Source organism: Segatella bryantii (assembly GCF_022024215.1).
GTDB lineage: Bacteria > Bacteroidota > Bacteroidia > Bacteroidales > Bacteroidaceae > Prevotella > Prevotella bryantii.
The window spans coordinates 2,006,769-2,019,795 of the sequence record NZ_CP091798.1; the positions used below are offsets into that span (position 1 = coordinate 2,006,769).

General features: G+C 37.2%; 13 protein-coding genes. 3 read left to right on the top strand and 10 right to left on the bottom strand.

Annotated features, from left to right (window positions below; translation table 11 throughout):
* Together L6471_RS12455 and L6471_RS12460 are read right to left on the bottom strand one after the other, a co-directional pair.
* Nucleotides 1–876 carry a GSCFA domain-containing protein gene (locus L6471_RS12455; RefSeq protein ID WP_237797425.1) on the bottom strand — a complete coding sequence of 292 codons (876 nt, stop codon included), beginning with the start codon at nucleotides 874–876 and terminating at the stop codon, nucleotides 1–3.
* A gap of 136 nt (nucleotides 877–1,012) precedes the next feature.
* On the bottom strand, nucleotides 1,013–3,511 hold the full coding sequence (locus L6471_RS12460; protein ID WP_237797426.1) for a YfhO family protein: 2,499 nt from the start codon (nucleotides 3,509–3,511) through the stop codon (nucleotides 1,013–1,015).
* 109 nt (nucleotides 3,512–3,620) lie between these two features.
* On the opposite strand from L6471_RS12460, the gene L6471_RS12465 reads away from it, so the two are divergent.
* The gene (locus L6471_RS12465; RefSeq protein ID WP_027453312.1) at nucleotides 3,621–4,310 is read left to right on the top strand and encodes a 5'-methylthioadenosine/adenosylhomocysteine nucleosidase; all 690 of its coding nucleotides are present in this window, start codon (nucleotides 3,621–3,623) and stop codon (nucleotides 4,308–4,310) included.
* A gap of 212 nt (nucleotides 4,311–4,522) precedes the next feature.
* Here the strand turns inward: L6471_RS12465 and typA are convergent, their stop codons facing one another.
* Nucleotides 4,523–6,325, bottom strand: coding sequence for a translational GTPase TypA (typA, locus tag L6471_RS12470; RefSeq protein WP_027453313.1), 1,803 nt, complete (start codon nucleotides 6,323–6,325; stop codon nucleotides 4,523–4,525).
* Nucleotides 6,326–6,526: 201 nt separating this feature from the next.
* On the opposite strand from typA, the gene rpsO reads away from it, so the two are divergent.
* The gene (gene rpsO / locus L6471_RS12475) at nucleotides 6,527–6,796 is read left to right on the top strand and encodes a 30S ribosomal protein S15 (RefSeq protein WP_006282101.1); all 270 of its coding nucleotides are present in this window, start codon (nucleotides 6,527–6,529) and stop codon (nucleotides 6,794–6,796) included.
* Between the two features lie 58 nt (nucleotides 6,797–6,854).
* Here the strand turns inward: rpsO and folK are convergent, their stop codons facing one another.
* From folK to L6471_RS12505, 6 genes are read right to left on the bottom strand one after another with little or no spacing between them, the layout of a single operon-like run.
* Nucleotides 6,855–7,262: a 2-amino-4-hydroxy-6-hydroxymethyldihydropteridine diphosphokinase gene (gene folK / locus L6471_RS12480; RefSeq protein ID WP_006282102.1), complete on the bottom strand. Its 408-nt coding sequence runs from the start codon at nucleotides 7,260–7,262 to the stop codon at nucleotides 6,855–6,857.
* 1 nt (nucleotide 7,263) lies between these two features.
* Complete coding sequence (gene queA / locus L6471_RS12485; RefSeq protein ID WP_006282103.1) at nucleotides 7,264–8,427, bottom strand: tRNA preQ1(34) S-adenosylmethionine ribosyltransferase-isomerase QueA; 1,164 nt, start codon at nucleotides 8,425–8,427, stop codon at nucleotides 7,264–7,266.
* A 33-nt stretch (nucleotides 8,428–8,460) separates the two neighbouring features.
* The gene (gene truB / locus L6471_RS12490; RefSeq protein ID WP_006282104.1) at nucleotides 8,461–9,168 is read right to left on the bottom strand and encodes a tRNA pseudouridine(55) synthase TruB; all 708 of its coding nucleotides are present in this window, start codon (nucleotides 9,166–9,168) and stop codon (nucleotides 8,461–8,463) included.
* Nucleotides 9,169–9,999 (bottom strand): undecaprenyl-diphosphate phosphatase, encoded by an 831-nt coding sequence (locus L6471_RS12495; RefSeq protein WP_006282105.1) that lies wholly within the window; start codon nucleotides 9,997–9,999, stop codon nucleotides 9,169–9,171.
* Nucleotides 9,999–10,241: a DUF3098 domain-containing protein gene (locus tag L6471_RS12500; RefSeq protein ID WP_074614604.1), complete on the bottom strand. Its 243-nt coding sequence runs from the start codon at nucleotides 10,239–10,241 to the stop codon at nucleotides 9,999–10,001. Before L6471_RS12500 ends, L6471_RS12495 begins: the two co-directional genes overlap by 1 nt.
* 18 nt (nucleotides 10,242–10,259) lie before the next feature.
* Nucleotides 10,260–11,138, bottom strand: a complete 879-nt coding sequence (locus tag L6471_RS12505; RefSeq protein WP_006282107.1) for a cell division protein FtsX — start codon at nucleotides 11,136–11,138, stop codon at nucleotides 10,260–10,262.
* A gap of 234 nt (nucleotides 11,139–11,372) precedes the next feature.
* Between L6471_RS12505 and L6471_RS12510 the strand changes: the two genes are divergently transcribed.
* Nucleotides 11,373–12,152, top strand: coding sequence for a radical SAM protein (locus L6471_RS12510; RefSeq protein WP_006282108.1), 780 nt, complete (start codon nucleotides 11,373–11,375; stop codon nucleotides 12,150–12,152).
* 90 nt (nucleotides 12,153–12,242) lie between these two features.
* Here the strand turns inward: L6471_RS12510 and lpxA are convergent, their stop codons facing one another.
* Nucleotides 12,243–13,025 carry an acyl-ACP--UDP-N-acetylglucosamine O-acyltransferase gene (gene lpxA / locus L6471_RS12515; RefSeq protein ID WP_237797427.1) on the bottom strand — a complete coding sequence of 261 codons (783 nt, stop codon included), beginning with the start codon at nucleotides 13,023–13,025 and terminating at the stop codon, nucleotides 12,243–12,245.
* Nucleotides 13,026–13,027 lie beyond the last annotated feature (2 nt).

Genomic DNA, 13,027 nt, shown 5'->3' on the forward strand with positions numbered 1-13,027 from the left:
TCACTTAATTATTTTCTGATATGCAAATTTCGGATATTTTTTTGAAAGCATGGATACTTTTAACATTGTTTTATCCATGAATTTCTTATATTCTTCAGATTCTGGATGAAACGGCTTATGCCCCAAGGCTTCTTTTATAGGCTTCCACTCTGCTAGAAATTTTCGAGTATCCTCACTAAAATAGGCCTCAGCAAACCTCTCATAGATGTATTCTACGGTTTGCTCTGAAGGGTGCAACATATCGGGCTTATAAAAACGATAATCGCGTAGTTCATCATTAACGATTTCATAAGCAGGAAAATAACAAACGGAATTATCATTTTCTTCGCTAACATAATGTTGTACAAGTTGGTCTGCAGCTAACTGTAAAGTAGCCTTGGAAAGTTGACTTCCATGATAGCCATATTTTCGATAACGTATCGGACTTACAGTTAGGATTATTTTAATCTCAGGATTGGCGCTTCGCAACAACGATACTGCTTCATCTAAATACTGATAACATTCACTGACAGACAATGCTCTCTCTACAAATAGATGCTGGGGGCGTTTCTTACAATTATCTACAATTTCACGAGTTTCCTTAAGGATATAGACATGATTAGTACCTAAGGTAAATATAGCAACCTGAGGAATTCTATCTTCATAGCTCCCCACTCCCTCTATTTCATGTGAACTATCTAACAGCTCTTGAACAGAATGAAGAATACTAGCAGGATTATACATCACTCCAAAGGGATTGACGATAGCCCGAAACTGCTCTTCTCGAAATCGATTACCTATATTATCAGCAAAACAACTCCCCAGAAAAAGCATCTTTTCACACGGTGAAATTTTCCAAGAAGAAGATTGTATATCTACTTTTGTCTGGAATTCCATAAACACAAAGCATCTTTAAAATCAACATCCCTAATGCGAATCAAACTCACACCTTTTCAATAAAACTTTTGTATCGTCCCCGCCAAATACGAAGACGATACAATCAGTCATAACTGCCGAGTGTTGATTATTATAACTACATATTACTTAGCTGTTTTTTTCTTTTCCACTCTATATAAACTCCTAAACCTATAATTAAGATTAGAACAATATAGGCCACATAAGCAATAGTCTCTGTTTCTGTCACTGATTTAGGGAAGAAACTGAGCACTATCTTATGGCTACCTGCTTTAACCTTCAAGGCACGAAGTATATAGTTAACTCGTCCTAATTCAACAGGAGATCCATCTACAGTAGCAGTCCAACCTGGATAATAAATCTCAGAAAATACGACAATACCACCCTTGCCTGATTTTACCTGGTATTCCAGTTGATTAGGTTTATAAGATGTCAACTTCACGATAGAAGTCTGGTCTTGAACCGTACTTTGTCCAAGTTGTTCCTGGAATTTCTTATCTGCTACAGCTTGATGACGGAGGTTTAACTTACCCAACGCTGCAATTTCTTCATTTGCATTATCTACAAAGTCAACATGATCAACAAACCATCCATTTCCATATACATAAGGATTTTGTAAAGGAACAGTCTTGCCATCCTGAAGCGGAAGAATAAAATATTTGGCGTTCAACATATTGAGGACTGGGAATATGCTATCCCCATTCACTTTTGTCATATCGCCATTTGACTTAGAAACAGCAGACATCAATTTCTGCATCTCTGGCGAAATATACGCATCTATCATCTCTTGATAGCGACGAAGTTTAGCCGCATGATAACCACCTATGCTCTTATGATAATAAGAAGTTTCATTCTCATTAAATGTATTCGAAGCCAAATTAAGTACACGATAATCTAATGATTTATCACGTAAAATCTGCTTATCAGTTTCTGTCATCGGTTGAGGAGCCTCGCGCTGACTCTTCTCTACAAACATATCATCATAAAGATAGCGCTTATTAATTTGCCACATATCAATAAGGCAAAGTACAGCTAAACCGACAATCATGTAAACATCGCCGATTTTCTTATACTTGTAAAGCATTAAGAACACCATACCGATAAGGATGATAACGAACGAACGCCAACAATCTGATGTAAACATAGCCTGACGCATACTAATCAGATTAGACATCAGAGGGTTCAGATATTCAGCGGGTATCTGCTGTAATGCTTTTAACTCTGAAGAAGAAATAAAATCTGAAAAGAATACTCCTGGCATCAATGCAAACAAAGCACAGAAGCCCGCAGTAAGACCGAAACTAATCCATACCCATTTCATTTTGGTCGTCAGGATTTCAGGCTCATCTACAATCTTCTTGAGTGCCATCATTGCCAATAAAGGAATAGTAAATTCGGCTATAACCAAAATAGAAGCAACCGTTCTAAACTTAGCATACATAGGAACATAATCAAGGAAGAAATCGGTAAATCCCATAAAATTTCGTCCCCAAGATAACAATATAGAAAGTATGGTAGCTGCCAACAAGGCCCATTTCATAGGTCCCTTAACAATGAAGAGCCCAAGCACAAAAAGTAACATGACAAAAGCGCCTACATAAACAGGACCTGAAGTACCAGGCTGCTCACCCCAATACTGACCAATCTGCTGATAAACCTGCATAAACTGAGGATCAGCCTTTTTCATTGCGATTTCATTCTGACTTAAAGGCATTGAAGCGCCACCTTTGGTATTTGGAATCAAAAGTGTCCAAGTTTCATCTATGCCATAACTCCATTGTGTAATATAATCACGATCTAGACCACTTTCCGTCTGATTTGCAGAGTTTTTCTTAACCAGTTCACTCTTACCACGCATAGATTCCTGACCATATTCCCATGTATGATAAAGATTAGAGAGGTTAAGACTAATGGCTATAGCGGCACCGACTGCACAAGCAGCTGCACCTTTCCAGAAATTTAGCATAGTTTTATTCTTGATAGCTTCAGCTAAATAGGCCAACACCATAAAGAATATTATGAAGAGATAATAATAGGTCATCTGAACGTGGTTAGCGAGAATCTCGAATCCACCAAAGAGACCTGTCAAAACAAGTCCCCATAAATATTTTCCACGGAAAGACAATACGATACCTGCAATCATCGGTGGCAAATAAGCTAATGCCATCACTTTCCAGATGTGTCCTGCGGCAATAATAATGAAGAAGTAACTGGAGAAAGCCCAAATGATAGCACCCAAAGCAGCTAACGAACGCCTAAAATCAAATGCCCTTAAGAGAATATAAAAGCCAAGCAAGTAGGCAAACACATACCATACATTCTCGGGCAACCATAGGTGATATGCAGAAACAGCCTCATTTAAAACGGTAGTACTCTTATAAGAAGGTGCCAATTGGTAAGTCGGCATACCTCCAAATACAGAATTGGTCCAACGTGATGTTTCGCCAGTTTGTTCACGGTACTGACTAATTTCCCGTCCAGCTCCTACACCGGCAGAAGAATCATGTCTGTAGAGGATACGACCATCCATATCTGCAGGCATAAAATAGACAAAAGAAATTACAGCAAAAATAACTACTGCTAGTATGTCTAGCAGATATTTCTTAAATGCTTTCATTATTTAATATAAACGTTTGTATTTATGGCAAAAGTACAAAAAATATAGCAACTCTACCGTATCATCTGTCATCTTTTTAGTATATTTGCAAAAAATAAAAGAACGGATTATGAAAATAGGTATTATTGTAGCCATGGATAAAGAATTAGCACAGTTGCAATCTTTATTCACTAATGCCAAAAAAGAAACCCATCACAAAAAAGATTTCTTTATTGGTAAAATCGGTAATCATGATATCATTCTGCAAAAATGTGGTATCGGAAAAGTTAACTCTACGATTGGAGCAGTAGAGATGATTAACAACTACCAGCCAGATCTCATTATTTCTTCAGGTTGTGCTGGAGGAGTAGATACTTCACTCCAAGTAGGTGATGTCGTCGTTTCGACTTCATGTGTCTACCATGATGCCTATTGTGGCAGCGAGTGTGAATTCGGACAAATACTGGGCATGCCTGCGCAGTTCCAATCTCCTCAGAAATTTGTAAACATTGCTACACGGATTAATAGTAAAGAAAAAGTTGTACCAGGACTGATTGTCAGCGGAGAATGGTTTGTAGATTCTCGAGAAAAGATGCAGTCGATACTCGACAAATTCCCTATGGCTACAGCTGTTGATATGGAGAGTTGTTCTATTGCACAGACTTGCCATATTTATAACATTCCTTTCATTAGTTTCCGCATCATAAGCGATGTGCCTTTAAAAGACCATAAAGCACAGATGTATTTTGATTTTTGGGACAAAATGGCCGAAGGCTCATTTGATGTAACAAGAAACTTCCTAGATACTATTACGGAGTAATATTACAAACAAGTAATCTAACTGTAGACCTACAGCAAAATTTGGTAAAGCTTTTAGCATCATAAGACATTTGACACTACTTATCTATAACTAAATGGATATCGAAAAATACCAAAGGAGGTCTTGGAAAGAGTTTATCCAAAATAAACAAATTCGAAAATATAAAAAAGGATGCAATCAAAATTGCATCCTTTTTATATTTTATCAAAATCTTAATCCTTGTTAGAACGCTTACGCTCCAAGTGGTCAAGAATAGCCTTACGCATACGCATACTCTTTGGAGTAACCTCTACGAACTCATCCTCCTTAATATACTCAAGACACTCTTCGAGACTCATTACAGTCTTAGGTATTACTCGAGCCTTATCATCAGAACCAGAAGCACGAACGTTAGTTAACTGCTTAGCCTTAGTTACATTAATAACCAAATCATTTTCGTGAATATGCTCACCAACGACCTCACCAGCATAAACTTCTTCTCCTGGATCTATGAAGAACTTACCACGATCTTGCAACTTATCAATAGAATAAGCAAAAGCTGTACCAGTCTCCATAGCAACCATAGAACCATTTGAACGACGAACAATCTCACCCTTGTATGGCTGATACTCTTTATAACGATGTGCCATAATAGCCTCACCTTGAGAAGCAGTCAACACATTGGTTCGCAGACCAATAATACCACGTGATGGAATATCAAATGTAATATTAACACGATCGCCCTCAGTATCCATTCCAGTCAATTCACCCTTACGACGAGTTACCATATCAACCATTTTACTAGAATAATCCTGAGGTACATTAATTGTCAACTCCTCTATAGGTTCGCACTTCACACCATCAATCTCTTTGTAGATTACCTGTGGCTGACCTACCTGAAGTTCGTAACCCTCACGACGCATGGTTTCAACCAACACAGAAAGATGAAGTACACCACGACCACTAACAATCCAACGATCTGTATATCCTTCAACTTCACGAACACGAAGAGCAATATTCTTTTCCAATTCCTTGTTCAAACGATCAGTAATCTGGCGAGAAGTACAGAACTTACCTTCACGACCAAAGAAAGGAGAATCGTTGATAGTAAACAACATACTCATAGTAGGCTCATCTACAGCTATAGTTGGTAAAGGTTCTGGATTTTCGAAATCGGCAATAGTATCTCCGATTTCAAAGTGCTCCAAACCGATTACAGCACAGATATCACCAGAAGAAACTTCATCAGTCTTCTTATGGCCCATTCCCTCAAAAGTATGTAGTTCCTTAATCTTTGTTTTTTCCATACTACCATCACGGTGGCATACAGTGATATTCTGGTTTTCCTTAAGAGTACCACGATGAACACGACCTACTGCAATACGACCTGTATAGTTAGAATAATCCAAAGACGTAATCAACATCTGTGGAGTACCTTCCAAATATTTAGGAGCTGGAACAATCTCAACGATTTTATCCAAAAGATAGTCTATATTATCAGTTGGTGTTTTCCAGTCTTCACTCATCCAACCGTTTTTCGCAGAACCATAAACAACCGGGAAGTCAAGTTGTTCTTCTGTAGCATTCAAATCGCACATCAAATCGAATACCATCTCGTACACTTCCTCAGGACGACAATTAGGCTTATCAACCTTATTTACAACAACAATAGGCTTCAAACCAAGCTGAAGAGCCTTCTGAAGAACGAAACGTGTCTGTGGCATTGGGCCTTCGAAGGCATCAACGAGCAAAAGACAACCATCAGCCATATTGAGCACACGCTCTACTTCACCACCAAAGTCTGAGTGACCCGGAGTATCAAGAATATTAATTTTTGTACCCTTCCAGTTAATAGAAACGTTTTTTGAGAGAATGGTTATACCTCGTTCACGCTCCAAATCATTGGAGTCCAAAACTTCGCCACTGTTATCCTGGCCGTCACGGAACAGATTACCGGCGATCATCATCTTGTCAACCAAAGTAGTCTTTCCGTGGTCGACGTGTGCAATAACTGCAATGTTTCTAATGTCTTGCATTTCTTTTACCTTAATATGCTTATTTCAAGTGCAAAAGTACAAAAATTATTGGAAATATTTGCTCGATACTACAAAAAGTTGTAACTTTGCACCGCAATTTCGGAAAATCCGATGCATTCAAGTCCGCTTACCCGCTGTGATTAAGGTAGATATGGCGTACGAAGGATGTAATTGCACCATTTTATATTAATCAAACAAATCATGTATTTAGACAAGACAAAAAAGGAAGAAATCTTCGCAGAGTTCGGTAAAGACAGCAAGAACACAGGTTCAGCAGAAAGCCAGATTGCATTGTTTACTTTCCGTATCAAGCACTTGACAGAGCACGTTAAGGAGCACCACAAGGACTTCGTTACTACTCGTGCTTTGACAAAGTTGGTAGGTAAGCGTCGTGCTCTCCTTAACTACTTGAAGAAAAACGATATCGAGCGTTATCGTGCTATCATTAAGGCTCTCGGTCTCCGTAAGTAATTTTTGCGAAGTCAAGAAAAATAAAAGGTTTGGATTACAAAATAATCCAAACCTTTTTTTATTTCAGTATTTCTTGTAAGGGTTTCATTACAAAATCCCGTTCATTCATTAAAGGATGAGGAATCTTTAAATCTGGTTCATCTATACTTAAATCATCATAAAGCAGAATATCAATATCTATAACACGATCATGATATTCTTGATTTACTGACTTTCCTATTCTACCCAATTCTTTCTCTATATTCTGAGTAGTCAGCAACAATTGATGAGGTAACAATCCAGTTTCAACACAAATACAAGCATTAATAAAATCATTAGGAGACTCAAAGCCCCATGGCTTTGTTTCATAAAGAGTTGATTGGCGTACAACGACACCAACCATCTCCTCTATTTTTTCAATTGCTTCACGTATCGTGCGCTTTCTGTTACCGATATTTGCACCAAGGCTAAGATAGACGGTATGCATATTAATCGTTCAAAATAAGCATAGCATCACCATAACAGCCAAACTTATAACCATTTTCAAGCGCTTTATGATAAGCCTCCATGACCAAATCATAACCACCAAAGGCTGCAGTCTCCATGAGCAAGGTTGACTCTGGATGATAAAAATTAGCAAGCATAGAGTCAGCTAGACCAAAATCATAAGGTGGGAAAATAAACTTATTAGTCCAGCCATCGTACTCCTTTAAGAAACCATCTGTACCAACAGCAGTTTCTGTAGCTTTTACAACACTTGTACCAACAGCACAAACGCGATGTCCAGCTTTCTTAGTATCATTAACCAAATCACAAGCTTCACGACCAATAATCATCTGCTCAGAATCCATCTTATGCTTGGTTAAATCCTCAACTTCAATATCATGAAAGTTTCCAAGCCCACAATGCAAAGTAATAAACGCAGTATTAATGCCTTTGATTTCCATACGCTTCATCAACTCACGGCTGAAATGCAGACCTGTTGCTGGAGCTGTAACAGCACCCTCATTCTTGGCAAAAACACACTGAAAATCGTCCAAATCATCAACTGTAGCATGATGATCCTCACGACTATCAATAACATAACGAGGAAGTGGAGCTTCACCTAAAGCATACAAATTCTGCTTAAATTCCTCATGTGGGCTATCATATAAGAAACGTAACGTACGACCACGGCTTGTGGTATTGTCAATAACCTCAGCCACCATAGACCCTGAGTCGTCAAAGAAAAGTTTGTTACCGATACGAATTTTTCGTGCTGGCTCTACGAGAACATCCCAAAGACGCATTTCCTCATTCAATTCACGGAGAAGGAATACCTCTATTTTAGCATCCGTTTTCTCCTTAGTTCCATACAAACGTGCAGGAAAGACCTTCGTATCATTTAGCACAAAAGTATCACCATCATCAAAATAGTCAAGAACATTGCGAAAATCAAGATACTCACCTTGAATATCATTACCGTTGCTATCTTTCTTAAAAATATCAATTGTCTCTGATTTCTTATGAAGTACCATTAACTTACACTCATCACGACGAGTAACTGTAAACGTTTTCTCGCCAGAAGATGTTTTTATAGTCTTCTCTACTTGATGAGGATACAAAGCAATTTGATCCTGAGGTAATTTGAATTTAAATTGTGATAGTTTCATAATATATAAATTTCCTTTCTGGATTTTTAGTTCTTAATTATTTTCAAAATCTATTTCGATTGTATCAAGCCACTCTGCAAAATGGTCATAATTCACACAATCCTGAATAGTAACTTTTCCTACTCGAGTTCTTCTCAAAGATGTAAGGAAGGCTCCACTTCCTAAAGCCCTTCCAAGATCTCTCGCCAAAGAACGAATATAAGTACCTTTTCCACATACTACCCGAATAGTCATCTGCATCGTTGTGGGATCAAAGTCCAATAATTCAATTTCCTCAATATGAACCGTTTTTGGCTGCAACTTTACTTCTTCGCCTGCTCTTCGCAATGCATAAGAACGTTCTCCACCAACTTTGACTGCACTATAGGTGGGAGGAACCTGCTGAATATCCCCTATAAATTGCTGAATAGTTTGCAACACCAATTCTCGAGTGATATGGTGTGTTGGGTAAGTATAATTTACTGTATGTTCCTTATCGTAACTCGCCGTTGTTGCTCCCAATTGCAAGCCTGCTACATATTCTTTGGTATGATATTGCAAACTCTCAATTTTCTTAGTTGCTTTACCCGTACAAAGAATAAGTATACCTGTTGCTAATGGGTCTAAAGTTCCTGCATGTCCTATTTTTATTTTACGACCTAACTTACGAGACAACAGATAACGAACATGCGCCAAAGCGCCAAAACTTGAGATGCGATAAGGCTTGTCTATTGCTAAAATTTCTCCTTGAAAAAAATTCATTTAGTCTACCATTACAAGTGAATGACCTGTTGCCAAAAGAAGCAAAATGATGGAACCTACCAAAATTCGGTACCACCCAAACCATTTGAAACCATATTTAGCTAGGAATGAAACAAACCACTTCATAGCAAAGAGAGCTACAAAGAAAGCCACGACACACCCTACGATCAATAACATAATATTTTCAGAAGTAGCCCATTGGGTATCTTCACCGAACATCTCTATCAAATCTAGTAAAGTAGCTCCAGCCATCGTAGGAACAGCAAGAAAGAAAGAGAATTCAGCGGCATTTTTACGAGTGAGTTTCTGCTGCATACCACCAACTATTGTTGACATACTTCGACTCATACCCGGAATAACAGATAAGCACTGAAAACATCCAATAAAAAAGGCACGTTTTGTCGTTATTTCGTTATCATCCTTACCCTTATCAAATATACGGTCACAGAAAAGCATGAAAATACCTCCTAACACCAAGGTTATTGCTACTACATGTACAGAATCGAGCAACCAATCGAGTAATCCACTTTTTTTAGCAACCAAACCAACTATGACCGCAGGTAGCACACCAATAATCAGCAAGCCATAAAATTTCATTTTCTCATTAAATTCATGCTTATTTCTCATTTGAAAGAAATGTTTCCAATAAAGGCAAACTACAGAAAGGATGGCACCAAACTGTATAATAAAAGTAAAAGCATGAACAAACGGATCACCAGATTGTACACCTAGCAGATTCTGAGTAATAATCATATGACCTGTTGAAGATACAGGTAAAAACTCTGTCAATCCCTCAACTATAGAGATAATTATCGTTTGAATTAAATCCATTATGCCTCCTTATTGCTTGTATCTTTTGGTTTACGAACAATGGCATATACCATAGATATAAAGCCAAAGAAACAAACTACAGGTGCAACTTTCACGCGAGTAGTACTAAAAATATCAGTATTGAATGATGTTTCTGTAGAACCAGCACCACTCATCAGAATAAAACCCAAAATAACGATTAACATACCAACTGCCAATAATATGAAATTGACTTTGTCGAATGCCAAATTTTTCTTATCCATAGTATATAATTTTTTAAATTAAATTTTATAAAGAGCACTAGCTTTCATTTTCAAGAACTTATTAACAGAAATTGTTGAACAAAAGGCTGTGATAATTATACCAAACAAAAAGACAGATGCTCCAGTGATAGCCATTTCCTTCCAAGTAACCACAAGTAACACATCCGGCTCAAAACGATAAAGAAGATATACACACCCTCCAAGCACGACACAGGCGATTAAAGCAGCCAAAATACCAATTAAAATCGCCCTTTTGATAAAAGGTTTACGAATGAAGCTCCATGATGCACCAACCAGTTTCATTATATGGATAGCAAAACGACGCTCATAAATACTCAACTTTACAGTATTACTGATTAATGAGAAAGAAACAAAGGTCAGCAATACAGCTAACACTAAAAGGACAATACTAATTTTTACAATATTATGGTTAACCTGATCTACCAAATCTTTCTGAAAATCCACTTCATTTACTTTAGGATAAGCCTGAAGTTCACGAGATATCCATTTCAAAGAATCACTATTAGCATAATCGGCCAATAAGGTAATGTCTATGGAAGAAAGAAAAGGATTTACACCTGCAAATTCAGAAGGATTTACTCCTAACTCTTGGGTTCCCTCTTTCAAAGCCGTTTCTTTACTTATATAAGTCAAATGATTAATATAAGGACGACTTTTCAGCTTATTACAAATCTGCTGAGCTTCAGAGGAAGTCATATCTTGATCAAGCATGATTGTTACAACAAGATTCTCACGAACATAATTTGAGAGGTTCTTCGCTGTTAAGACTGAAAAAACAACCATTCCTAACAAAACAAGTACCATTGCTGTACTAATACACAAAGTAGCCACCTGCAATCTTGATCGACTGCCGGCTTTCTTACGTTTATTTCCCATTATTAAGAGATATTTATACCAAATATTTGTTCTAAATAAATACCGGACCAAAACAGATTTATTCTGATATTGGTACAGCACACCAAATTTGTTGCAAAGTAACAAAAAAATAAATGATTAAACGAGGCTTTAACTTGTATTAACGCGAAAATAAAAAAAGCAACTCTATCTTTTAGTAGAAATTTGTACCTTTGCTGACTAAACGATATTATTAGATTTTAAATTCTGTATATAATGAGCACGGTATTATATCCATCTCCTATATTTGGTCCTATTCATAGCCGCAGATTAGGCATTTCATTAGGCATTAACCTCATGCCGGACGATGGAAAAGTCTGCACTTTCGACTGTATTTATTGTGAATGCGGATTCAACAAAGATCATATTCCACATCACAAACGCCCTACCCGTGAGCAGGTAGCTGATGCTTTGGAACAAAAACTAAAAGAAATGCATACAACAGGGGTTCATCCTGACGTATTAACTTTCGCGGGGAACGGAGAGCCAACTGGACATCCACAATTTGCAGAAATCATAAATGACACCATCAAACTAAGAAATGACTATTGTCCTCAAGCCAAAGTTAGCGTTTTAAGCAACAGTACTTTTATTAACAATCCTAAAGTACACCAGGCACTTCTACAAGTTGATAATAATATATTAAAGTTGGACACTATCGATCCTGAATACATCAATGCATTAGATAGACCAACAGGAAAACCATACGATGTCAATACGATTATTGAAAATCTAAAAGCTTTCAATGGACATGTCATCATACAGACCATGTTTCTAAAAGGCAAAAGTGGCAACAAGAATATGGATAATACCGGGGAAAAATATACCAAGCCTTGGCTGAAAGCAATACAAGAGATTAAACCAAAAGAAGTAATGGTATATACCATAGACCGAGAAACTCCTGATAAAGACCTTATTAAAGCCACACATGAAGAGTTAGACCATATAAAACTAATGGTAGAAAAACTTGGTATAACTTGCACTGCTTCCTATTAAATATGTATCACTCTATATAACAATAAAAAGGATTTATCATAATGATAAATCCTTTTTATTGTTATATAGAGTAAATTGCTATGGTTTGTCTTACTTTTTAGAGACAATACCAGCTTTTGTGCCTTTAATAAATTCTACAATATATCGAATTTCAGAGCTATCAGGTATCTGTGATTCGATCTGAAGAACAGAATCGAATACACTGTTCTGTCCATGAAAAACTAGACGGTAAGCATTAGCAATATGTTTCTGAACCTTTGGTGATACATCTGCTACGGTCATCATCGTAGTATTAGGTCCACCATAAGTAACCGGTTTTCCACCAACAACAACATAAGGAGGAACATCTTTAGAGAAAGTTGTACCAGCTTGAATCATTGCTAATTTACCAACACGAGTATTAGCATTTTCGATAACAGAAGAAGAAAAGATAACACCATCGTGAATTTCACAAGATCCAGCAATCTTGGTACCATAGCCCAAAACGCACTTGTTACCAATTTTAGTATCATGAGAAATATGGACTCCCTCCATTAAGAAGTTATCATCACCAATTACAGTCTGACCACCAGCATGGGTAGCACGATTAATAACAACATTTTCACGAATAATATTATTATTACCAACTACCAACTCCGTTTTCTCACCACAAAAATCAAAATCTTGAGGAAGAGCACCAAGAACTGCTCCCTGATGAATTTTATTACCGCTACCCATTTTTGTACCATTCAAGATACTCACAAATGGGAAAATAATACAATTATCTCCTATTTCTACATCGTCCTCAATATAGGCGAATGGAAATATCTTACAATTATTCCCAATTTTGGCTTTTGGAGAAACATAAGCCTTCTCACTTATTTCATTTGCCATAG

Bases quoted from the DNA above. Each gene is read 5' to 3' on its own strand.
- rpsO (WP_006282101.1), top strand. From the start codon at position 6,527: ATGTATTTAGACAAGACAAAAAAGGAAGAAATCTTCGCAGAGTTCGGT.
- L6471_RS12495 (WP_006282105.1), bottom strand. From the start codon at position 9,999: ATGGATTTAATTCAAACGATAATTATCTCTATAGTTGAGGGATTGACA.
- L6471_RS12460 (WP_237797426.1), bottom strand. From the start codon at position 3,511: ATGAAAGCATTTAAGAAATATCTGCTAGACATACTAGCAGTAGTTATT.
- L6471_RS12465 (WP_027453312.1), top strand. From the start codon at position 3,621: ATGAAAATAGGTATTATTGTAGCCATGGATAAAGAATTAGCACAGTTG.
- L6471_RS12500 (WP_074614604.1), bottom strand. From the start codon at position 10,241: ATGGATAAGAAAAATTTGGCATTCGACAAAGTCAATTTCATATTATTG.
- typA (WP_027453313.1), bottom strand. From the start codon at position 6,325: ATGCAAGACATTAGAAACATTGCAGTTATTGCACACGTCGACCACGGA.
- queA (WP_006282103.1), bottom strand. From the start codon at position 8,427: ATGAAACTATCACAATTTAAATTCAAATTACCTCAGGATCAAATTGCT.
- L6471_RS12505 (WP_006282107.1), bottom strand. From the start codon at position 11,138: ATGGGAAATAAACGTAAGAAAGCCGGCAGTCGATCAAGATTGCAGGTG.
- L6471_RS12510 (WP_006282108.1), top strand. From the start codon at position 11,373: ATGAGCACGGTATTATATCCATCTCCTATATTTGGTCCTATTCATAGC.
- folK (WP_006282102.1), bottom strand. From the start codon at position 7,262: ATGCATACCGTCTATCTTAGCCTTGGTGCAAATATCGGTAACAGAAAG.
- L6471_RS12455 (WP_237797425.1), bottom strand. From the start codon at position 876: ATGGAATTCCAGACAAAAGTAGATATACAATCTTCTTCTTGGAAAATT.
- truB (WP_006282104.1), bottom strand. From the start codon at position 9,168: ATGAATTTTTTTCAAGGAGAAATTTTAGCAATAGACAAGCCTTATCGC.
- lpxA (WP_237797427.1), bottom strand. From the start codon at position 13,025: ATGGCAAATGAAATAAGTGAGAAGGCTTATGTTTCTCCAAAAGCCAAA.